Source organism: Streptomyces hokutonensis (assembly GCF_000376565.1).
Lineage (GTDB): Bacteria > Actinomycetota > Actinomycetes > Streptomycetales > Streptomycetaceae > Streptomyces > Streptomyces hokutonensis.
On sequence record NZ_BARG01000044.1, the window covers coordinates 108,161 to 128,522 of the forward strand.

The window sequence follows — 20,362 nt, forward strand, 5'->3', positions numbered from 1 at the left end:
CGACTCGTTTGGCTCGGCCATCCGGAAGCGGGCCGGGTAGCGTGGATGACGGGCCAGCAAGCCCCGAAAGAAGCCTTCGTACCTCGGCCGAAAGCGGAAGGGTTCCCATGGCACACTCACGAGAAGCGCCCGCCGGCCCGCTCCCGGCGGACCCGCAATCGGGTGGGAGCGGATTAAACGCGAGCGGACCACGGCTGGCCTCGGTCGTGGTGTTCGTCAACGACCACGACGCATCGGCGGACTTCTACCGAGAACTGCTGAACATGCAGGTCACGGTCCGCACGGCCACGGCTGCGCTGCTCGTGGGCCCAGGCGGATTCCAGGTGTACGTTCGCGCCGTGGGTCCGAGCGCCCCCCACCCGGTGGGCCACGTAGGCGCGCAGTACGTGATCTGGACGGCCGACGGCCCAGAAGACTTCCAGCGGTGCGAGCGCGTGCTACGCGCCCAGTCCGAGCATGTCTACACCCGGCAAGGGGAGGGTTTCACCCTCATCGAAGGCCGGGATCCCAGCGGCCTGCCGGTGCTGGTGGCCTACCCGGGGCCGGACGAAGTCGCGCGACTCGAAATCATCTCCCGCTACTACATGTGACGGCGCCGGAAGCGGCGCACTCGGCCCAGCTCACCAGGAGGCCCCTCCATGGCACGCACGAAGAAGGTGCACGTCCGCAGGGTCTACGAGCCCCGGGAGCGGGCCGACGGCGCCAGAGTGCTGGTCGACCGCATCTGGCCGCGGGGAATGACCAAGGAGAAGGCCCACCTCGACGAGTGGTGCAAACAGGTCGCCCCGTCCACGGACCTGCGCAAATGGTACAGCCACGACCCGGAGCGTTTCACCGAGTTCAGCCGCCGTTACCGGGCCGAACTCGAAGATCCCGACCACGCGGAAGCGCTGGCCCACCTTCGCGACCTCGCCAAGGAACGGACGGTGACGCTCCTGACCGCGACCAAGCAACCTGAGATCAGTGAAGCCGAGGTCCTGGCCGAACTCCTCCGAGGCTGACAACCGGTCAGAACGCGCCGGGTGCCAGTGCAACCGTTTGCTCGCCAGTGCCACCCAGGGGCCCCTGACGGACAACCTGCTCGAAGCGCGGCTGGCCTGTGGTCAGCCGGGACCCTGTCCATAACGTTCTACCTCGGCGTCAACTGGCCCGGTCGGATGCGCAGAGAAGATCGGCGAGAGACACGTCGGTGTCGGCGAGCTTCTTCGTGTCGACGGCCCGGCCGGAAGTCACCAGAGTGCGGATCGGGTCGGTGACGTCCCAGACGTTGACGTTCATCCCGGCCAGTACCCGGCCCTCAGCCAGCCAGAACGCGATGAATTCGCGGGTGTCTGTAGGGCCGCGGAAGACGACTTGGTCATAGCCGCCGGGCTCGACATAACCGGTGTACTCCATGCCCAGGTCGTACTGGTCGGTGAAGAAGTAGGGCACGCGGTCGTAGGACACGTCCTGGCCGAGCATGGTCTTGGCGGCGGTCTGCGGCTGGTTCAGGGCGTTGGCCCAGTGCTCGACGCGGATGTGTGTGCCCAGCAGCGGGTGGGCGGCGTTGGCGACGTCTCCGGCGGCGTAGATGTCCGGGTTCGAGGTGCGCAGGTGGGCGTCGACGCGGACGCCGTTGCCGGTCTCCAGGCCGGCCGCTTCGGCAAGCTGGGTGTTGGGGGTGATGCCGATGCCGACGATGACCGCGTCGGCATCGATGCGGCTGCCGTCGGCCAGCAGGACCGCGTTGGCCCGGCCACCGTCGCCGGTGATCTCGGCCACCTGAACACCGCAGCGCAGGTCGACCCCGTGATCGGTGTGCAGGTCGGCGAAGACCTGGGCGGCCTCGCGGCCCAGCACGCGCAGCAGGGGCAACTCCCCCGCCTCCAGCACCGTGACGTCGACGCCGGCGGCGCGGGCGGCGGCTGCGGTCTCCAGGCCGATCCAGCCAGCGCCGATCACCGCGATCCGGGAGACGGACGCGAAGATTTCCTTGATCCGGTCGCTGTCGTCGAGCCGGCGCAGATAGAGCACACCGTCGAGGTCGGCTCCGGGCACCGGCGGCAGGCGGCGCGGCGAGGAACCGGTCGTCAGCAGCAGTTTCGCGTAGCCCAGGCGGCTGCCGTCGGCGAGGGCCACCTCGTGGGCGGCGGGGTCGATCCCCGTGACCGTGGTACCGAGACACAGATCGACGTCGTGGTCGGCATACCACTGGGACGGATAAACGTAGACGGTGTCCCGCTCGTCCTTGCCCAGCAGATAGCCCTTCGAGAGCGGGGGCCGCTCGTAGGGGCGCTCGCTCTCCTCCCCGAGCAGGACGACCGGGCCGCCGAAGCCCTCCTCCCGGAGGGTCTGCGCGGCTTTCGCGCCAGCCAGCCCGGCTCCGACAATGACAAATCCGGTGTGTGCGGTCATGTCCTCTCCTCTGCTGGGGTATGCGACGTCGTCAGGCAGCGTTGCGGTTGGTGTTCAGCACGGTCTCCAGGCCGCGGAACAGTTCGGTCCCGGAAGCCGTGAACTTGGCGATGCCCTCGTCCTCCAGCACGCGCACCACGTCGTCGTAGGACACACCGACCCCCTCCAGGTCGTCCAATACCTGCCGGGCTGCCGCGTAGGTGCCGTGGATGGTGTCGCCCTGGATGCGGGCGTGGTCGGCGACCGCGCGCAGGGTCTGCTCCGGCATCGTGTTGACCACGCCGGGCGCCACCAGTTCGGTGACGTAACGGGTGTCGTCGTAGGAGGGGTCCTTCACCCCGGTGGAGGCCCACAGCGGGCGCTGGGGGCGCATGCCGGCCGCGGCCAGCACCTGCCACTGCTGGGATGCGGCGGTCTGCTCGAAGTGCTGGTAGGCCAGGCGCGCGTTGGCGATCGCGGCCTGTCCGCGAAGAGCCCGTGCCTCGGGCGTGGCGATCTTGTCCAGTCGGCTGTCGACCTCGGTGTCCACCCGGCTGACGAAGAAGGAGGCGACCGAGGCGATGGATGCCAGATCGCGTCCGGCCGCGTGCGCCTGGGCCATGCCGTCGAGGAAGGCCCGGAGGACCTGGTCGTAGCGGTCCAGGGAGAAGATCAGCGTCACGTTGATGCTGATGCCCTCGCCGAGCGCTGTGCTGATCGCCTCCAGGCTCTTCTGAGTGGCGGGGATCTTCACGAACAGGTTCGGCCGGTCCACCAGCCACCACAGGGCGCGGGCCTCGGCGATCGTCGCCGCGGTGTCGTGGGCGACGCGCGGGTCGACTTCGATGGAGACCCTTCCGTCCACCCCGTCGCTGACCTCGTACACCGGGCGCAGCTCGTCGCAGGCCCACCGCACGTCGAATGCGGTCAGCAGCCGCACGGCCTCCTCCACCCGCACCCCGCGCCGGGTCAGATCGCCGATCTGCTCGTCGTAGCGGTCACCGGAACGGATCGCCTTGGCGAAGATCGTCGGGTTGCTGGTGATGCCGACCACCCGGTGCTCGCGCACCAGGTCGGCCAGTCCGCCGCCCGCGAGCCGTTCCCGGCTCAGATCATCGAGCCAGACCGCCACGCCTTCGGCGGTCAGCCGGTCCAGGTTCTCACTCATGGTCTTCTCCCTTGCGTTGCATCACGTGATGCCGTTCAGGGCGCGCCGTCGGGGTCCTGCGGGGGCATGGCGCCGGGCTCTTTCGGGCCGGTGTCGGCGGCAGGGCTCGGCTCCCTGCGTCCCCCCTTCGCTACGCGCAGCTCCACGCAGCAGCGTCCCGGGACCGGCGCGAGGACCGCCTCGATCCCGCCCGCCTGCACTCCGGTGAGAAAACCGCCGAGGAAAGCGTGGTTGATCCCGCACACCAGCTCGGGCGAGCGGGCGGCGAGGGGGTGGAAGGGGCAGTTGAGCAGCCGCAACTCGGCCGGGGCCGGACGGTCGGGTTCGAAGCCGTGCTGCTCCAGCACGGCCTCGGCGAGGGCGACGGAACGTTCCGGCCCCAGGCGGCCGGAACGGCGGCGGGCGCGCGTCGCGGCGCCGAGGTCCTCGCCGCGGCAGCGTGCCGAGCGCAGTGCGGCCGACTGTGCGTCCTCACCCGGCTCCTGGTCGAGGAGCGCGTCGAGGAGGATCTCCGCAAGAATGTCGGGACGGCGCTCCGGGATGCTGATGCGGATGTCGGTGTCCGCCGGTTCGTAGACTCTGGGCTTGCGGCCGACCCGGCGGACGCCGTCCGGGCTGTCGTAGCGGGAGCGCAGCAGTCCGGCGGCGACGAGCTTGTCCAGATGGAAGGCGGCCAGCTTCGCCGAGACACCTGCGTCGGCTGCGGCTTCCTCCCTCGTCACCGGCCGGTGGGCGCGCCGTGTGAAGCCGTACAGCCGACGGCGCACGTCGTCCGCGAGGACGGTGACCGCTTCCAGACCCACGGCGGTGGGCGGTGGAGACGAAGCCGGAGTCAGGTCAGAGTCCATACCTCCACAATAACGCCAACTATCACTAGTGGAACTCGCATCTACCTCACAACGCCCCACCATGCTGACCCGAGAGAAAATAAAACTAATGATGGTTGGCGAAATAGACGCGCGTGGGCGATCGTAGTATGGAGCGGCTGACGACGGCCGGCTCGCCTCTGGCGGTGTACGGCAGTCGTCCGCCGCACCTATGTGCAGCAGTTCCTCATGTGCATCGCTGCCTCGATCGCCCGGGCGGTCACCGCTGGCGGCGGTTTGTACGCACCAGCTCAGTTCAGGATCGGTGAGTGACATGACCCAGCACCCCCACACGAAGCTGCACATAGCGGCAGACGGCGCCCAGACTCCGGCGTCGGTGCCCGCCGCGCTGCGCGTGGTCCACGAGTTGCAGGGGATGGATCTGGAGGCCGCTGAACTCGCCGCAGGGCAGTTTCTGCGGGCGCTGGGTGTGAGCACCGACTCCGAGAGCCTGCGCGACACGCCGCGCCGGATGGCGCATGCCTATGCCGAGCTGTTCAGCCCCCGTCCGTTCGACCTGACCACGTTTCCCAACGACGAGGGTTACGACGAGCTCGTCCTGGCCCGCAGCATCCCGCTGCGGAGCGTCTGTGAGCATCATCTGCTGCCGTTCGTGGGCACCGCCCACATCGGCTACCTTCCCGGGCAGCGCATCCTGGGGCTGTCGAAACTCGCCCGTGTCCTGGAACACTTCGCCTGCCGGCCCCAGGTGCAAGAACGCCTCACCAAGCAGGTCGCCGACTGGCTCCAGAGCCAGCTGGAACCCAAGGGTGTAGGTGTCGTCATCCAGGCCGAGCACACCTGCATGACCCTGCGCGGGGTCCGGGCCACCGGTGCCACCACCATGACCTCCACCCTCCTGGGCCTGCTGCGCACCGATGCCCGGTCGCGCAGTGAGTTCCTGGCGCTGACGGGTCTGCCCCGCTGACCGGCGCTGTCGGCCGGTATTCATTGAGGCAGGAGGGCACGCAGGGCGTAGGGCAGGATGCCGCCGTGCCGGTAGTAGTCGGCCTCGGTGGGGGTGTCGAGCCGTACCTGTGCGGTGAAGTTCTGGGGACCGCCGGGGCCGTGGACCTCGACGGTGACCTCGCGAGGCAGTTCGGCCAGTCCGCGGATGTTGTAGGTCTCCTCGCCCGTCAGGCCCAGCAGCCGGGCGTTCTGGCCCGCGGAGAACTGCAGCGGCAGGACGCCCATACCGATCAGGTTGGAGCGGTGGATCCGCTCGAACGACTCGGCGAGGACGGCCCTGACCCCGAGTAGCGCGGTGCCCTTGGCGGCCCAGTCCCGCGACGAGCCGGAGCCGTACTCCTTGCCGGCGATGACCAGCAGGGGAACACCCTCGGTGGCATACCGTGTCGCGGCCTCATAGACGGTGGTCTGCTCGCCGTCGGGCAGGTGGCGGGTGTAGCCGCCTTCCGTGCCGGGGGCCAGCAGGTTGCGCAGCCGGATGTTGGCGAAGGTGCCGCGGATCATCACCTCGTGGTTGCCGCGGCGGGAGCCATAGGAGTTGAAATCGCCCGGTGCCACGGCGTGCGACTGGAGGTACTCGCCGGCGGGCGAGTGGCGTGGGATCGACCCGGCGGGAGAGATGTGGTCGGTGGTGACGGAGTCGCCGAGCAGGGCCAGCACCCGGGCGCCGGTGATGTCGTGGGGCGGCTGCGGCCGGCGGGGCAGGTCCTCGAAGTAGGGCGGGCGGCGCACATAGGTCGAGTCGGGATCCCAGGTGAACAGGTCGCCTTCGGGAGTCGGGAGGGAGCGCCAGCGCTCGTCGCCGGTGAACAGGTCCGCGTAACCGTCGGTGAACATCTGCGGGCGCAGGCTGACGGAGATCACCTGCTGGATCTCGTCCTGGGTGGGCCAGATGTCCCGCAGGTGGACCGGCCGTCCGTCGCTGCCGGTGCCCAGCGGGTCGCGGGTGAGGTCGACGGCCATCGACCCGGCCAGCGCGTAGGCGACGACCAGCGGTGGTGAGGCGAGGTAGTTGAGCTGCGTCTCGGGGTGGATGCGGCCTTCGAAGTTGCGGTTGCCGGAGAGTACCGAGGCAACCGTGAGGTCTGTCTTGGCGACCGCCTGCGAGACCGCGGGGATCAGCGGGCCGGAGTTGCCGATGCAGGTGGTGCAGCCGTAGCCGACCAGGTCGAACCCGAGCGCGTTCAGGGCGGGGATCAGGCCCGCGCGTTCGAGGTAGTCCATCACGATCCGGGACCCGGGGGCGAGGCTGGTCTTCACCCAGGGCCTGGAGCGCAGACCGCGCTCGACGGCATTCTTGGCCAGAAGCCCGGCCGCGACCATCACCTGCGGGTTGGAGGTGTTGGTGCAGGAGGTGATCGCGGCGATCACCACGGTGCCGTGAGTGAGTTCGCAGGTGGTGCCGTCGTCCAGCGGCACCGTGACGGCTCCGAGCGGCACGGCGTCGTCGGGTTCGGACTCATCGACGGGGACCGGCCGGTCGCCGGGATGGCTGCCGGTCACGGCCGGCGGATCGGAGGCGGGGAAGGACTCCGCGCCGCTCGCGTCCAGTCCGACGGGTGCCGCCTCGGTGGCCGCGTAGTAGTCGCCCAGGACCGCGTGCAGGGCTCGTGGCGCGTGGGCCAGGGCGATGCGGTCCTGGGGCCGTTTCGGTCCCGCGATCGAGGGGACGATGGCCGACAGGTCGATGTCGATGGTCTCTGAGTAGTCGGGAGTGTGGTCGGCCTCGTGCCACAGGCCCTGCTCCTTTGCGTATGCCTCCACCAATGCCACCTGGTCGGCGTCCCGGCCCGTCAGCCGCAGGTAGGACAGTGTCTCGGCGTCGATGGGGAAGATCGCGCAGGTCGCGCCGTACTCGGGGCTCATGTTGCCGATCGTGGCCCGGTTGGCCAGTGGCACCTCGGCCACGCCGGGCCCGTAGAACTCGACGAAGGTGCCTACCACGCCGTGGGAGCGCAGCCGCTCGGCGATCGTGAGGACCAGGTCGGTGGCGGTGCTCCCTTCCGGTAGCGCTCCGGTCAGTCGCACGCCCACGACCTTGGGGATGAGCATGCTCACCGGCCGCCCGAGCATCGCTGCTTCCGCCTCGATGCCTCCCACCCCCCAGCCGAGCACACCCAGGCCGTTGACCATGGGAGTGTGGGAGTCGGTGCCGACCAGGGTGTCCGGGAAGGCCGTGCCGTCCTCGGCGAACACCACCCTTGCCAGGTGCTCCAGGTTGACCTGGTGGCAGATGCCGGTGCCCGGCGGGACGACGCGCAGGTTGCGCAGCGCGCTCTGCCCCCAGCGCAGGAACTGGTAGCGCTCGCGGTTGCGCCGGTATTCCAGTTCCACATTGCGGCCGAACGCCTCGGGACCGCCGAAGTAGTCGGCGATCACCGAGTGGTCGATGACCAGTTCCACGGGCCGGCGCGCATCGATGAGCGCCGGATCGCCGCCGAGGGCGGCCATCGCTTCACGCATCGCCACCAGGTCCACGATGCACGGCACCCCCGTGAAGTCCTGCATGAGCACCCGCGCCGGGGTGAACTGGACTTCGGTTGCCGGGTCTGCACTTGCGTTCCACCTGGTCAGTGACGTGATCTGATCGGCGGTGACGGTGCGGCCGTTCTCGTTGCGCAGCAGGTTCTCCAGCAGCACCATCAGGCTGTACGGCAGCCGTCGTGAGCCGGGCAGAGCGTCGAGCCGGTGGATGGAGTAGGAAGTGCCGTCGGCGTCGAGCGTGTGGCGGGTGTCGAAGCTGTCGAGGGACATAGGGGCCTCCTCAGGACGGGCCGACTGATGGCCGGCAGGGGACGGGTCGGTGCGGGCCGTACGGTCCCGAAGGCGTGGCCCGTCCCGGCCCGCGATGGGCCGTGGCAACGAAGCTCCGGGCAGGTAGCCCGACGCGAAAGGGGCGGGATCCGTCCGCCTCCGATCGGCTGGGGCCGGCATCCGATCACCGCCGGCATTGCTACTTCACCTCTTCCAGTTGTCCTGTGGCGAGGTCGAGGACGAATCCGCGGACCGCCGCGCGATGCGGGATGTACGGGCTCGTCCTGATCCGGCTGATGGACCCGTTGCACGTCGGCCACCACGCCGTGGAAGGACTCCTCCGACCAGAGGGGCGAAGGCCCCCCTCGCTGCGGATCGGCTCCTTGAGGGTGTAGCCCGGGAAGGCCAGCATCCGGCAGTCCGTGTGATGGACGAGCATGATCTCGCGGGTGCCCAGCAACTGCTGGCTCACCGTCAGCGACGGTATGACGTCCTCGGTGATGACCCCGCCCGCGTTGCGAATCACACTGGCCTCACCCTCCCTCAGGCCCAGGGCGCCGTAGATGTTCAGCCGCGCGTCCATGCAGGCCACGTTGGCAATATGCCGGGAGCGCTCCATCGGAAGCGGGCCGGTGAACCCGGACACGTAGCCCTGGTCGTTGGCGAGGTATTTCTCGGTGGCCGACATTACGCCTTCCTTTCCGGAGTCCGGCGGGCGAGCGTTGCGGGACACAAGGCCCCGGCGTACGGCGATCTGCGCGAGGCGCGAGGTGTCCGTGTCTCGGCGCCTGGCACCACGAAATGTGTCCGATGCGGCTTCTGCGTTTCACCGTGGCCCGGTCTTCTGCGCGGCAACAGGGGCCGGTCGGGGTCACCGGGGAGGACTTTCGGCCCTCCCCGGGGCGACGGCCAGGCAAGCGAACAGGCTGCTGCCGTGCAAAGGACGCTCAGCACCGGTGTGCACGGTGGAACGCTTCGACCTCTGCGCCGCCCTATGCGGTCCCGCCCCATTTGGGGGCCACTCGTCGCACGGAGGTGGGCCACATGGCCCTACTTCCATCCCCTGCCCGGGCAACAGGCTGGGACGACGCGACCCAGCCCCACCCCGGCTGTCCGCCTGCGGCGCTGAGCGGAAACCGAGTCGGCGCGGCCCGCAAGCGTCGCCCGGCACTCTGACTCGCCCAGGAAGCAGGAGGTACCCGGCCATGGACGCGATCCAGGAACGCACCGCATCCCGCCCATCGGCGGCTTCGGCCGGCGAAGACGCCCAGTTGCTGCGCGACTACTACCGGCAGATGACCCTGATCCGGTCCTTCGAACTGCGGGCCGCGGAGATGTACACCCGGGCGAAGATCGGCGGCTACTGCCACCTCAACCTGGGCGAGGAGGCCACCGTCGTCGGACTGATGGCTGCGCTGCGGCCCACCGACTATCTGTTCACTACCTACCGCGACCACGGCTATGCGCTTGCCCGCGGCGCCGACCCCGGCAGGGTGATGGCCGAACTCTTCGGCCGCGCCACGGGCCTGTCCGGCGGGCGCGGTGGCTCCATGCACCTGTTCGACGCCGGGCTGCGCATGCTCGGCGGGTACGCGATCGTCGGCGGCCAGATGCCACCGGCGACCGGCGCGGCCCTGGCCATCGCTCACCGCGGCGGGCCCGGTCCCGACAGCGAGGCCGTGATGTGCCTGCTCGGAGACGGCACCACCAACATCGGCGCCTTCCACGAATCTCTCAACCTCGCGGCCGTATGGCACCTGCCCATCGCCTACATCATCGTCAACAACCACCTCGGCATGGGCACGTCGGTCGAGGCCGCCTCCGGCGAACCAGCGCTGTACCGGCGCGGCAGCGCCTACCGGATCCCCGGCGCGCGGGTGGACGGCAACGACGTCATCGCGGTCCGCGACGCCGCGCAGGCCGCTCTGGACCAGGCGCGCTCCGAGCACCGGCCCCGGCTCCTGGAGGCTGTCAGCTACCGGTTGCGCGGCCACTCCGTGGTCGACCCGGCCCAGTACCGCTCGGCGCAGGAAACCCAGCGGCTGCGTGCGCAGGACCCGCTGCCCGCCTTCCGGGCGTACCTGATTGACCATCACATCCTCGAACCGGACACCGCGGTCCGTATCGACGAGGAAGCCGAACGGGCCGTCACTGCCGCCGTCGATTTCGCCGACGCCAGCCCACCACCGGACACGGAAACCCTGTTCGACCACGTGTACGCCACCGAGGTGGCCAACACCTACCGTGGCCTGCCCGGCGACACCCCGATCGGCCCCGCAGTACACGCCGGCTCCGGAGGAGGGGAGTAGCCGTGGCAGTCGTCACCTACCGCCAGGCACTGCACGACACGCTGCAGGCGGAGTTGCGGCGTGACGAGAACGTCCTGCTCATCGGTGAGGAGATCGGCGTCTTCGAAGGCTCCTACAAAATCACCGCCGGGCTGCTGGACGAGTTCGGCCCCCGCCGGGTACGCGACACCCCGATCAGCGAGGAGGGTTTCGCCGGAGCCGCGGTGGGCGCGGCCATGCTCGGCCTGCGACCCATCGTGGAGATCATGACCATCAACTTCAGCCTGCTGGCCATCGACCAGATCGTGAACCACGCCGCCAAGATGCACGCCATGTTCGGCGGTCAGGTCCGCGTGCCGATGGTCATCCGCACCCCCGGAGGCGGCGGACAGCAGCTGGCCGCCACGCACTCGCAGAACCTTGAGGTGTACTACGCGCACGTGCCCGGGCTCAAGGTCGTCGCCCCCGCCACCCCTGCGGACGCCAAAGGGCTGCTGACCGCTGCCATCCGCGACGACGACCCGGTGCTCGTGCTGGAAAACCTCGCGCTGTACAACACCAAGGGCGAGGTCCCCGACGGCGAGCACACCGTGCCCATCGGGACCGCAGCAGTCATCAGGTCCGGCAGTGACGTCACCGTCGTCGCCTACTCCCGAGGCAGCCTGGTCGCCCTCGAAGCCGCACGCCGCCTGGAAGCGGACGGCATCTCGGTGGAGGTGGTCGACCTGCGCAGCCTGCGACCGCTGGACCGGCAGACCGTCTGCGCCTCGGTCCGCAAAACGACCCGCGCCGTCGTCTTCGAAGACGACTGGCTCAGCTACGGCATCGGCGCCGAGATCGCGGCGACCATCGCCGAGGGCGCCTTCGACCGCCTCGACGCACCCGTCCGCCGCGTCGCCGCCGCCGAGGTACCCCTGCCGTACGCGAAACCACTGGAACGCGCCGCTCTGCCTGATGCGACGGCACTGGTCCGGGTGATCCACGAGACCCTCGATGCCAGCGGATTCACCGCTCACCCGGCCGCCTCCACCGTCGGTTAGGAGCCTGCGATGCCCGAGATCCTCATGCCCCGCCTGTCCGACACGATGGAGGAGGGCACCCTGAGCCGGTGGCTCAAGCAAGAAGGCGACCCGGTCCACAAGGGTGATGCCGTCGCTGAGATCGAGACCGACAAGGCGGTGATGGAACTGGAGGCATACGACGACGGGCCGCTGACCCGCATCCTCGTCGCCGAAGGCACCACCGTCCCAATCGGGACACCCATCGCCGTCATCGGAACCGAGCCGCAGGCCACCCCGCAGCAGTCCCCACCCGAGCAGGCATCCGCACCAAGGGGCGCACGGCCCGCCCCGTCCGAAGACACGCAGTCCCCCTCGGCCGGCACCCAGCCGCCCTCGCCCGACACGACCTCAGAGCTTTCCGGGGGGGCGCGGGTCCCCGCTGGCTCGTACGCTCGCCGCTCAGCACGGCATCGCCCTGGCGGACCTCACCGGTAGCGGCCCCGGCGGGCGCGTGGTGCGCGCGGACGTGGATGCTGCGGTCAGCGCGCTCGACGGTCGGCCCGACGCCACCAGATCGTCCACCGAACTTGCCCCGCCCCCGCCCGTGACGGGGACGGCCGGCAACGCGTTCGACGACAGCGACGACGTAGTACCGCTGAGCACAATTCGCCGCCTCGCCGCCCAGCGCCTGACGCAGAGCACGCAGCAGGCACCACACTTCTACCTGACCACCGGCATCGACGCCGACGCCCTGCTGGCCCTTCGCGCCCAGATCAACGAGCGCCTCGACGATGACGGCCCCCGGATCAGCCTCAACGACCTGCTCATCAAGGCGTGCGCAGCAGCCCTCCGTAACCACCCGCAGGTCAACTCCTCTTGGGACACGACCCGGATTCTGCGTCACGGTCGCGTCCACATCGGCATCGCCGTCGCCACCGACGACGGGCTGATGGTCCCGGTTCTGCACGACGCCGACCGCAAGACCCTGACCTCGATCGCCCGCGAAGCGCACGGCCTTGCGGGCAAGGCACGTGCCCGGCACCTATTGCCTGCGGAGCTCAGCGGCGGCACGTTCACCATCAGCAACCTCGGCAGTTTCGGCATCGACCACTTCACCGCCGTCATCAACCCGCCCCAGGCAGCGATCCTCGCCGTCGGCGCCGCACGGCACCAGCCCGTCGTCCGCGACGGCGAGCTCGGTGTGGGCACCATCATGGCTGTGACCCTGTCCGTCGACCATCGCGTCCTGGACGGAGCCACCGCAGCAGCCTTTTTGGCCGATCTCAAGAGGCTCCTTGAACGCCCCTTCGACATCGTGCTGTAGGGGCCACGCCCTCCGTACGAACGACCAGACGGCCACTACCGCTTGCAGGGAAGCGGGACGCAGCAGGCCCAGTGCGCGGCTATCGCCAGGAGAATGGTTTCGCCAAGTACCCAAAAGCCACCGCACGATGCGCAAGGGGCCCCAGCGACACGTCGATCTCGTTCAGGCTGTGCGGGCGGCGCGCCGTAGCGACCACGCCGAGGCCAGCCTCCATCAGGTCAACGGGGGCGCCCGACGCACTCGCCCGCCCTCGGTGCGGTGTTCACGGTTCTCGTCCTGTCCGCCGGGCTGCGACGGCGGCCGCGCCGCGTCCGTTGATGCTGGGCCGAGCGCGCTCCGAACTGCCAGCCCTCAGCCGAGACGACACCGGAAGCCGTCGGTCCGTGACGCACTCCACACCAGCAAAGGCACCTTCAAATAGGTATCGGTTATTCGTATTTGTTAGCGTCCGGTCTGTGCGACTGACAAAGTTCACCGATCTGGCGCTGCGTTCCGTCATGCGTCTGGCGGTCTGTGCCGACCACCAGGTGCTCACCACCCGCGAGGTGGCCGAAGCGGTGGCTGTGCCGTATACGCACGCAGCGAAAGCGATCACGCGCCTGCAGCACCTCGGCGTGGTCGAGGCCCGGCGTGGCCGCGGCGGCGGCCTCGCCCTGACCGCCCTCGGCCGGCGCGCATCGGTGGGCTGGCTGGTGCGAGCGCTCGAAGGGGTGGGCGAGGTCGTTTCCTGCGACGACCCGCCGTGCCCTCTGCGCGGAGCTTGCCGTCTGCGGCGCGCACTGCGTGACGCCCAGGAGGCGTTCTACGCCACGCTCGACCCGCTGACCGTGGCCGATCTCATCACCTCACCCACCGGGCCGGTACTTCTCGCCCTCACCGGCCGCCCACCGCAGTAGCCCAAGTCGCTGATGCCCGCCCGGACACACCCCAGGGGCGCGGTCATCTGCAGATCTGAATACTCATTTAATTTACCAATTAGGAGTCGCAGTGCTGTCCGAGCAGTCCGCCCCTGTAGTCAAGGCCACCCTTCCGGTGGTCGCAGCCGCCATCGGGGACATCACCGAACTGTTCTACCGGAAGCTGTTCGACGCCCATCCCGAGCTTCTGCGGGACCTGTTCAACCGTGGCAACCAAGGCAACGGCGAGCAGCAGAAGGCGCTGGCCGGTTCCATCGCAGCCTTCGCGGGCCTGCTGCTGGAGAAGCCGGACGCCCGGCCCGACGCGATGCTCGCGCGGATCGCGCACAAGCACGCGTCGCTCGGCATCACCTCCGCCCAGTACAAGATCGTCCACCGCCATCTCTTCGCGGCGATAGCCGAGGTACTCGGCGACGCGGTCGGCGACGCGGTCGCCGCAGCGTGGGACGAGGTCTACTGGCTCATGGCCAACGCGCTGATCGCCGTAGAGGCGCGCCTCTACCAGGAAGCGGGCGTCGCGGAGGGGGAGGTCTGGCAGGGCATGGAGATCACTGAACGGCGCCAGGAGGCGCCCGATGTCGTCTCCTTCCTCCTGAGGCCCGCCGACGGCCCTCCGGCCTCCTTCCGGCCGGGCCAGTACGTCAGCGTTCAGGTCGAACTCGCCGATGGCGCCCGGCAGATCCGCCAGTACAGTCTCTCCTCGGCTCCCGGCCGGCAGGACTGGCGTATCAGCGTCAAGCGCGTCCACGACGTGGCGCGGCCGGACGGTGAGGTCTCGACGTGGCTTCATGACCACGCCCGGCCCGGCGACGTGCTCAACGTGTCGGCGCCGTTCGGCGACCTGGTCCTGTCTGAGGGCGACGCTCCGCTGCTGCTGGCATCCGCGGGGATCGGCAATACCCCCATGCTGGCCATGCTCGACCACCTGGCCTCCACCGGCTCCGGCCGTCTCGTCATCGCGGTCCACGCCGACCGCTCTCCTGCCGAGCACGCGCACCGGGCGGAGCAGCTCGGCCTCGTGCAAGCGCTGCCGAACGCCCGGTATCACCTGTGGTACGAGGTGCCCGGCGACCACGCACCACAGGCATCACCCGGCCAAGCCGATGTGAGCAGCCTGGAACTCCCGGCAGACCTGACCGCCTACCTGTGCGGGCCGCTGCCGTTCATGCGGGCGGTGCGCGGCGGCCTGCTGCGGCACGGCGTGCCCGCCGAGAGGATCCACTACGAGGTCTTCGGCCCGGACCTGTGGCTGGGTCAGTAGAAGCCGATCCGGGATCGTAACGCCAGATCGTCAACCGGCCTGGCGTTACACGGGCCTTCGCCGCTGGTGGGGACGGGCTGATCATGCCGCACGACGGGCTTGGCCTTCCCAGCCAGTGGCCAAGGCTGGGGGTGGCCGGCTGCCGAATGTTCATCGGGATCCGGGCAGGCAGCTCCGGCGGGGCAGAAGGCAGGAGTGACGGAGATGGTGTGCGCGGTAGTGGCGAGTGCCACGTCGGCTGCGCGGGCGTGGGCCTGTTACCACACGTTCACCTTGCTGGTGGTGACGTCAGTCGAATCGTGGGCTGGCCGCCCTCAGCCGGCCGGGCCGCAGGATTCCGCGGCCGCCGCACGCACGGCATCGGTTCGCGGTCAGCGGTGACCGGACCTTGAGGCTCTTCACGTAGCAGTACGTGCATACGCGCCCCTGACCATCGACCGAGTGCCGGATGTCGTAGGCGCCCTCCCAGGCAGGCCCACAGCGCAGACAGGCGAACGAATAAGCTTCGTGTATCGGCTCGGCCTACAACGCCATCACACCCTTGTTGCCCGAACCGTCACGCCCCGCGCGGCTCCGGTTTCGTCACACCCGGCTCAACATTGCGTTCTGCAATAATCGCGGCTGGCTAGGAGGCCGGGCCGCAGGGGCGCCGGCGAAGCAGTGGAACGGACATGATGACGCGACAGCAACCAAGCTCCCACTCGGAGCTCGACCAGGAGGCGGAGGAGGTCACTCTCTCCGTCATGGCGGCATCCAGGTTGCTCGTGGCGATCTCCGCCCGCGCTCTCGCGTCCACCGACGAGACCCTGACCCTGCCCCAACTGCGGGCCCTGGTCGTGCTGGACACCTGCGGGCCCGTGAAGCTCGCCGCCATGGCCGCGACTCTGGGAGTCAACCCCTCGACGGCCCTGCGCATGGTCGGACGCCTTGAGTCCACCGGCCACCTCGACCGCAAGACCAATCCCGACAACCGGCGCGAGGTCATCCTCCGCCTCACGCCCGCCGGGCGGGATCTGGTGGAGCGCGTCCTCGTACACCGGCGGTCCGAGATCCGCATTCTCGTGCAACGGCTGCCCGCCGAAGCGCGTGCAGCGCTCGTTCCCGCACTGAGGGCGCTGACCGAGGCTGCCGACGAAATGGCCGTAGACCCCTTTGCCGAAGTCCGCCGCGTCGGTGGCCTTGTCGACGATCCGCTCAACCCGACCCCGCCGGACCCACCACAGGGAGGCCGTCGTCGCCGGAAGGGTGGAGCAGTCTGACCCTGACCAGCGGCATCGAGAGGCAGTGGCCGGCTCCGCTCGCCCCGGACCCTCCCTCCGCCCCTGGAGTCCTCGTCACCGTTCGGTCTGGCGTAGTCGTGTTGCGCGGAGACGCCATCCGTTCCTTGCATTCTGCAATGTTCGAGAGGACCATGGGTGGAAAGGCAAGCGGGCCTCAGAGCCCGGCCCCGAATGAGGGGAGAGAGCGGTGAACTGCTACGACTGCCCCGACAGCATCGCAACGTCGGCGGTGGCGGTGTGCATCCGCTGCGGCGCGGCGGTCTGTCGCGAACACGCGCACACGAGCCACAATCCGGCCCAGGACGTCGTCGGCACCGGCCGTGCGACACATGACGCACCTCTGAGGCACATCACCTGCCTGGCGTGCCACAAAACAGAGATGAGCTGAACCGGCGGGGGCACTGGCCCGGCCGGCGTCGAATCAGCGGGGCTGCGACCTCAGCCGGTCCAGAAATCCCACCATCGGACGAGGACAGCGACGCCGATCAGCCCCGTCCACAGCAGAGGCAGTACCCACGGAAACTCCATCACGCTCCGACGCGCCGCGTCGGGCAACAGCACCACACGATGTCGGACGAGCTGAACAACGATGCAGCTGAAGTCGAGAATCGTGACCGTCCACACCAGGCAGCACCACAGGCATAGGGAGCCGATGCGGTACAGCGACTGGAACTGCAGCCAGCTGCAGAACGCTACGCCGAATACGGCACCGCAGCCGAGCCCTGCCCAGATCCATGCCGGATACCGGACGCCCGCGATCATTCCGACCCCGAGAGTGAGCACAACCGCGAAGCAGACCAGGCCGATGAGCGGGTTGGGAAAGCCGAACACATGCGCCTGAGCGCTCTCCATGATGTTGCCGCAGGACACCACTGGATTGAGACTGCAACCCGGCGTAAAGGTCCGGCCGGCCGCCCGCGCCTCGTAGATCTTGAACTCGTCGATCGTGATGACCCAGGACGCCAGGAGCCCCAGCCCTGCCGAGACTGCGAGTAGGGCACCCGCGCTGCGTCCACCGGCGGCGATACCGCTCTGGTCGGCGCCCTGCCGGCTCGCTGGGCCGGTAGCCGGGACTGCTGACATGACGGGCCGCTCCTTCCCTCGAATGACGGGACAGCAACCTGCTGCGGCACCCGTCCAGGTATGGCAGTGCACGAGCACCGACTTCGCTGCAAACCATTGCATTGTCGCATGATGGCGGAGGTGCGATCATGCAGCGGCACACCGCACTGAGCTCGCTGAACACCGGCAGCGATCCAACGAACACGCGGCCGACACAAGGCAGTTCGAGATGATCGGCATGACTCGCGGCCCAGGCGGACGAGCGCTCGACGGGTACCTGAACGGCGCGTGGACGTGCCGCGGTACCGGTCTGCGAGATCTCCGACCTGTTGGGCGTCGGGGCGCCGCGGCCAATCCGTTGGAGAGCTGTCCGCCGCAGCAGGCTTTCCCCGAACGCTGGGTTTGACCTCCCGTGAGCTTGCCGCGCCGACTCCGGGCGACCACGCAGGGCCTCGCCTTGTTGCAGGCGGGCTCCACGCGCCCCGCGTCACAATCCTACGCAGGAGCAAGAGTTGCCCTATGCAATACTTGCGTCCGTGCGGAGAACGGTGGCCCACGGGCCGGCCGGCCCGAGCGACGAGGAGATCCTGGCCTTCCAGATGACCACACGGGATCTGATCGGTGTCGCGCTGCACAGTCTGGACGCGGCGGGCGAGGGAGTGTCCCTGCCCCAGATGCGGCTGCTGCTGACGCTGCGCAATGTGGGGCGCTGCCCGTCGCCGCGGGTCGCACAGGCGCTGGGTCTGGGGGCGTCTTCTGTCACCCGGCCGGCAGACCGCCTTGCCGAGTCGGGGCACCTGCTGCGCGGTGGCGATCCGCACCATCGCAGCGTGGTCACACTGGAGCTCAGCGATCGCGGCCGGACGCTGGTGGCGCGGGTGCTGGAATGGCGGCGTGAGGAATTGATGCAGATCCTGTCGCGGATCAACCCCGTAGTGCGCGCACAGGCAGCCCAGGCGCTCGTGGACTTCCACTCCGTGGTCGGTGACGCGTACGCGACCGAACCGCCCGGGCCGGTGCCCTTGTGACCTGCGCCACCGTCAGCGCATCCGGCTCGCACCAGACCCAGAACCCAGGGCTTCCGGGCGCAGCCGCGATACCGGCCGCACCGCCTGACCCGGTCGAACAAGCAGGTCCGACGCACGCCGGTTCTGGCGGCCCACCTGCACGTGAATCCATCCCCGTCAGTGCCGAGGAGCCCCGCATGCCGCCTCATTCCCCTCGTTCCATCGCCGCCGACCTGCGCGACGCCCTGCATTCTGCCGACCCCCGGCTTCTGGAGGCGCTGCTCCACCCCCAGGTGCTGTGGGTCAATGCCGGCCCCGGCGAACCCCAGCGCCAGGGCCGGGCCGGCGTCCTTCGCTGGCACCAGGACCGTTATGACCAAGGCGTGCGTGTGCACGCGGAGGAGATCTTCACCTTCCCCGCCGCCATCGTCTTGGCCCTGCGCGTCGCCGATCCTGGCATTGCCGTCAACACGGACGAACTGCCTGCTTTGTACTACCGGGTCTTTCATCTCTTCCACGACCAGGTCATCCGCATCCGCGACTACACCGAACGCACCTCTGCCCTCGCCGCCGCTCATGGCTCAGCGGCCCCCAGCCTTTGACACCGGTCGCCGGCCCCCTCGCAGGAGAGCTGATCAAGAGCTGCTACTGGGCAGGAGGGCAAGCTCTTTCGTGGGCGGAGCCGGAGGGGCCACGACGCCTGGCCTGCGAGCGTCCGTGGCTCAGCGTGTCCTTGCCGACAGCAAGGACACGCTGGGTCCGCCGAGTGCCCAACATGCCGTAGCCAGAACCGCGATGCCGCCAACGTCGCCACGAGCCCTGGCGAGCGGCTCCCGAAAGCCCGCCGCCAAGGCCATTCAGCATGAACCGTGCCGGTTCAGTGGCTCCGCTTACCGTGGTAGCGCTCGGCGAGGCGTGCGAGTGCGATGGCGGCGAGGAGAAGGCCGAAGTCGCGCAGCGCGATGTCGAAGTAGTCGGGGATGGTCAGGAGGTTGACGATGATGCCAGCCAGCAGGCCACCAACCAGGCGCCGAAGCGAGGCGCGAGGGACACAGCGACGCCTGCCACGATCTCGATCGCACCCACGGCGTACATGACGGTCTGGGCGCTGCCGGGAACGAGGTCGTTGGATCCAGGGCGCGAGGTAGGCGGGCCAGTCCACGAGCAGGTTGGCGAACTTGTCCAGGCCGAACAGGATCGGCGCCACCGTGAAGGCGGTGCGCAGGATCACGAACGCCTGATAGCCGGGATCGGCGAGCAGCGCGCGTCGCGGGGTGGTGGACGGGGTGCTTGTGGCTGCGGGGGACATGGCGACCTTTCCTTCTATCGGCAACCTTTGTAATTTATAGAAGTTCGGATCTCTTCTTTAGTTAATGGCTGTAGGTTTTACACTGGTGTTCGTAGACGACCCGAAGGAAGTACGTGACGCTGATGTCTCCGCCGTCGCCGCTCTGGACGAGCCGACGCGCAGGAGGCTGTACGACCATGTGGTGCGTCAGCCCGGCCCCGTCGGCCGGGACGAGGCGGCCACGGCGCTGGGTCTGGCGCGGCAGACCGCGGCGTTCCACCTTGACCGCCTGGCCGAGGAATCCCTGCTCGACGTGGTCTATGAGCGGCGCAGCGGACGGACGGGCCCGGGGGCGGGCAGGCCGGCCAAGCTGTACCGACGTTCGACGAAGCAGATCGAGGTCAGCCTGCCGGACCGGCGCTACGAGCTCGCCGGACGGCTCTTGGCACAGTCGGTGGAGGAATCCACGGCAACCGGTGCGCCGGTGCAGGAGGTGCTGCATCGCAAGGCCGAGGAACTCGGCGGGCAGTTGGGCGCGCCCGGCGACGCGAGCCCTTTCGACCTGCTGGAGCGGTACGGGTTCGAGCCACGGCATGAGGAAGGCGCGATCGTGCTGGGCAACTGTCCCTTCGACGCCTTGGCCCGTGAGCACACGCAGACGGTGTGCGGCATGAACCTGCATCTGCTGCGCGGTGTCCTTCACGGGCTGGACGAGTGCGGGTATGCGGCCTGTCTGTCGCCCAGCCCGGGCCGGTGCTGTGTGCGGCTGGAGCCCGTCGCCTGATCGGCTCACGCGACAGAACC

General features: G+C 69.0%; 20 protein-coding genes and 1 pseudogene. 14 read left to right on the plus strand and 7 right to left on the minus strand.

The genetic code is table 11. The features are described 5' to 3' along the window. The first annotated feature begins 107 nt into the window (after positions 1–107). Positions 108–590 (plus strand): VOC family protein, encoded by a 483-nt coding sequence (locus SSP08S_RS26735; protein ID WP_102133424.1) that lies wholly within the window; start codon positions 108–110, stop codon positions 588–590. 48 nt (positions 591–638) lie between these two features. Then, positions 639–1,001, plus strand: coding sequence for a DUF488 domain-containing protein (locus tag SSP08S_RS26740; RefSeq protein WP_019070709.1), 363 nt, complete (start codon positions 639–641; stop codon positions 999–1,001). Between the two features lie 139 nt (positions 1,002–1,140). On the opposite strand, the gene SSP08S_RS26745 is transcribed toward SSP08S_RS26740, so the two are convergent. From SSP08S_RS26745 to SSP08S_RS26755, 3 genes are read right to left on the minus strand one after another with little or no spacing between them, the layout of a single operon-like run. Continuing rightward, positions 1,141–2,394, minus strand: a complete 1,254-nt coding sequence (locus tag SSP08S_RS26745) for an NAD(P)/FAD-dependent oxidoreductase (RefSeq protein ID WP_019070710.1) — start codon at positions 2,392–2,394, stop codon at positions 1,141–1,143. Positions 2,395–2,425: 31 nt separating this feature from the next. Further along, positions 2,426–3,541, minus strand: a complete 1,116-nt coding sequence (tal, locus tag SSP08S_RS26750) for a transaldolase (RefSeq protein WP_019070711.1) — start codon at positions 3,539–3,541, stop codon at positions 2,426–2,428. Between the two features lie 35 nt (positions 3,542–3,576). After that, positions 3,577–4,389, minus strand: coding sequence for a helix-turn-helix transcriptional regulator (locus SSP08S_RS26755; protein WP_051105985.1), 813 nt, complete (start codon positions 4,387–4,389; stop codon positions 3,577–3,579). A gap of 292 nt (positions 4,390–4,681) precedes the next feature. Between SSP08S_RS26755 and folE the strand changes: the two genes are divergently transcribed. Continuing rightward, positions 4,682–5,335: a GTP cyclohydrolase I FolE gene (gene folE / locus SSP08S_RS26760; protein WP_019070713.1), complete on the plus strand. Its 654-nt coding sequence runs from the start codon at positions 4,682–4,684 to the stop codon at positions 5,333–5,335. Positions 5,336–5,355: 20 nt separating this feature from the next. Here folE and SSP08S_RS26765 read toward each other — a convergent pair whose 3' ends face one another. Together SSP08S_RS26765 and SSP08S_RS26770 are read right to left on the minus strand one after the other, a co-directional pair. Beyond that, entirely contained in the window at positions 5,356–8,130 is a 2,775-nt protein-coding gene (locus SSP08S_RS26765; protein WP_019070714.1) for an aconitate hydratase, read from the minus strand. 199 nt (positions 8,131–8,329) lie between these two features. Next, complete coding sequence (locus SSP08S_RS26770) at positions 8,330–8,818, minus strand: beta-class carbonic anhydrase (RefSeq protein ID WP_019070715.1); 489 nt, start codon at positions 8,816–8,818, stop codon at positions 8,330–8,332. Between the two features lie 517 nt (positions 8,819–9,335). Here SSP08S_RS26770 and pdhA point away from each other — a divergent pair. The 8 genes from pdhA to SSP08S_RS64240 all read left to right on the plus strand — a co-directional run bounded on the left by pdhA (position 9,336) and on the right by SSP08S_RS64240 (position 16,589). Beyond that, positions 9,336–10,439 carry a pyruvate dehydrogenase (acetyl-transferring) E1 component subunit alpha gene (pdhA, locus tag SSP08S_RS55980; RefSeq protein WP_019070716.1) on the plus strand — a complete coding sequence of 368 codons (1,104 nt, stop codon included), beginning with the start codon at positions 9,336–9,338 and terminating at the stop codon, positions 10,437–10,439. A gap of 2 nt (positions 10,440–10,441) precedes the next feature. After that, the gene (locus SSP08S_RS26780; protein ID WP_019070717.1) at positions 10,442–11,458 is read left to right on the plus strand and encodes an alpha-ketoacid dehydrogenase subunit beta; all 1,017 of its coding nucleotides are present in this window, start codon (positions 10,442–10,444) and stop codon (positions 11,456–11,458) included. A gap of 9 nt (positions 11,459–11,467) precedes the next feature. After that, entirely contained in the window at positions 11,468–11,914 is a 447-nt protein-coding gene (locus SSP08S_RS63615) for a biotin/lipoyl-containing protein (protein ID WP_245607958.1), read from the plus strand. Then, a complete protein-coding gene (locus SSP08S_RS55985; RefSeq protein ID WP_245607968.1) occupies positions 11,895–12,743 on the plus strand; it encodes a dihydrolipoamide acetyltransferase family protein in 849 nt (282 codons plus the stop codon). The genes SSP08S_RS63615 and SSP08S_RS55985 overlap by 20 nt, the downstream gene beginning before the upstream one ends. 455 nt (positions 12,744–13,198) lie before the next feature. Beyond that, positions 13,199–13,639, plus strand: coding sequence for a nitric oxide-sensing transcriptional repressor NsrR (nsrR, locus tag SSP08S_RS26790; RefSeq protein ID WP_019070718.1), 441 nt, complete (start codon positions 13,199–13,201; stop codon positions 13,637–13,639). Positions 13,640–13,730: 91 nt separating this feature from the next. Then, a complete protein-coding gene (locus tag SSP08S_RS26795; RefSeq protein WP_019070719.1) occupies positions 13,731–14,921 on the plus strand; it encodes a globin domain-containing protein in 1,191 nt (396 codons plus the stop codon). Positions 14,922–15,592: 671 nt separating this feature from the next. After that, the gene (locus SSP08S_RS55990; protein ID WP_019070720.1) at positions 15,593–16,180 is read left to right on the plus strand and encodes a MarR family winged helix-turn-helix transcriptional regulator; all 588 of its coding nucleotides are present in this window, start codon (positions 15,593–15,595) and stop codon (positions 16,178–16,180) included. A gap of 208 nt (positions 16,181–16,388) precedes the next feature. Further along, positions 16,389–16,589 carry a DUF2180 family protein gene (locus tag SSP08S_RS64240; RefSeq protein WP_078532528.1) on the plus strand — a complete coding sequence of 67 codons (201 nt, stop codon included), beginning with the start codon at positions 16,389–16,391 and terminating at the stop codon, positions 16,587–16,589. Between the two features lie 50 nt (positions 16,590–16,639). On the opposite strand, the gene SSP08S_RS26805 is transcribed toward SSP08S_RS64240, so the two are convergent. Next, a complete protein-coding gene (locus SSP08S_RS26805) occupies positions 16,640–17,284 on the minus strand; it encodes a vitamin K epoxide reductase family protein (RefSeq protein WP_019070721.1) in 645 nt (214 codons plus the stop codon). A gap of 515 nt (positions 17,285–17,799) precedes the next feature. Between SSP08S_RS26805 and SSP08S_RS26810 the strand changes: the two genes are divergently transcribed. Then, on the plus strand, positions 17,800–18,291 hold the full coding sequence (locus tag SSP08S_RS26810; RefSeq protein WP_051105986.1) for a MarR family winged helix-turn-helix transcriptional regulator: 492 nt from the start codon (positions 17,800–17,802) through the stop codon (positions 18,289–18,291). Positions 18,292–18,467: 176 nt separating this feature from the next. Continuing rightward, positions 18,468–18,872, plus strand: a complete 405-nt coding sequence (locus SSP08S_RS26815; RefSeq protein ID WP_019070723.1) for a nuclear transport factor 2 family protein — start codon at positions 18,468–18,470, stop codon at positions 18,870–18,872. 275 nt (positions 18,873–19,147) lie between these two features. On the opposite strand, the pseudogene SSP08S_RS55995 reads toward SSP08S_RS26815, so the two are convergent. Beyond that, positions 19,148–19,579 (minus strand): annotated as a pseudogene (locus tag SSP08S_RS55995) (hypothetical protein). 85 nt (positions 19,580–19,664) lie between these two features. On the opposite strand from SSP08S_RS55995, the gene SSP08S_RS26825 reads away from it, so the two are divergent. Further along, positions 19,665–20,342 carry a helix-turn-helix transcriptional regulator gene (locus SSP08S_RS26825; RefSeq protein ID WP_019070724.1) on the plus strand — a complete coding sequence of 226 codons (678 nt, stop codon included), beginning with the start codon at positions 19,665–19,667 and terminating at the stop codon, positions 20,340–20,342. Positions 20,343–20,362: the final 20 nt, after the last annotated feature.

Coding starts and splice junctions, on each gene's coding strand:
- pdhA (WP_019070716.1), top strand. CDS start 9,336: ATGGACGCGATCCAGGAACGCACCGCATCCCGCCCATCGGCGGCTTCG.
- SSP08S_RS63615 (WP_245607958.1), top strand. CDS start 11,468: ATGCCCGAGATCCTCATGCCCCGCCTGTCCGACACGATGGAGGAGGGC.
- SSP08S_RS26805 (WP_019070721.1), bottom strand. CDS start 17,284: ATGTCAGCAGTCCCGGCTACCGGCCCAGCGAGCCGGCAGGGCGCCGAC.
- SSP08S_RS26735 (WP_102133424.1), top strand. CDS start 108: ATGGCACACTCACGAGAAGCGCCCGCCGGCCCGCTCCCGGCGGACCCG.
- SSP08S_RS26755 (WP_051105985.1), bottom strand. CDS start 4,389: ATGGACTCTGACCTGACTCCGGCTTCGTCTCCACCGCCCACCGCCGTG.
- tal (WP_019070711.1), bottom strand. CDS start 3,541: ATGAGTGAGAACCTGGACCGGCTGACCGCCGAAGGCGTGGCGGTCTGG.
- SSP08S_RS26740 (WP_019070709.1), top strand. CDS start 639: ATGGCACGCACGAAGAAGGTGCACGTCCGCAGGGTCTACGAGCCCCGG.
- SSP08S_RS55990 (WP_019070720.1), top strand. CDS start 15,593: ATGATGACGCGACAGCAACCAAGCTCCCACTCGGAGCTCGACCAGGAG.
- folE (WP_019070713.1), top strand. CDS start 4,682: ATGACCCAGCACCCCCACACGAAGCTGCACATAGCGGCAGACGGCGCC.
- SSP08S_RS26745 (WP_019070710.1), bottom strand. CDS start 2,394: ATGACCGCACACACCGGATTTGTCATTGTCGGAGCCGGGCTGGCTGGC.
- SSP08S_RS26770 (WP_019070715.1), bottom strand. CDS start 8,818: ATGTCGGCCACCGAGAAATACCTCGCCAACGACCAGGGCTACGTGTCC.
- SSP08S_RS26765 (WP_019070714.1), bottom strand. CDS start 8,130: ATGTCCCTCGACAGCTTCGACACCCGCCACACGCTCGACGCCGACGGC.
- SSP08S_RS26815 (WP_019070723.1), top strand. CDS start 18,468: ATGCCGCCTCATTCCCCTCGTTCCATCGCCGCCGACCTGCGCGACGCC.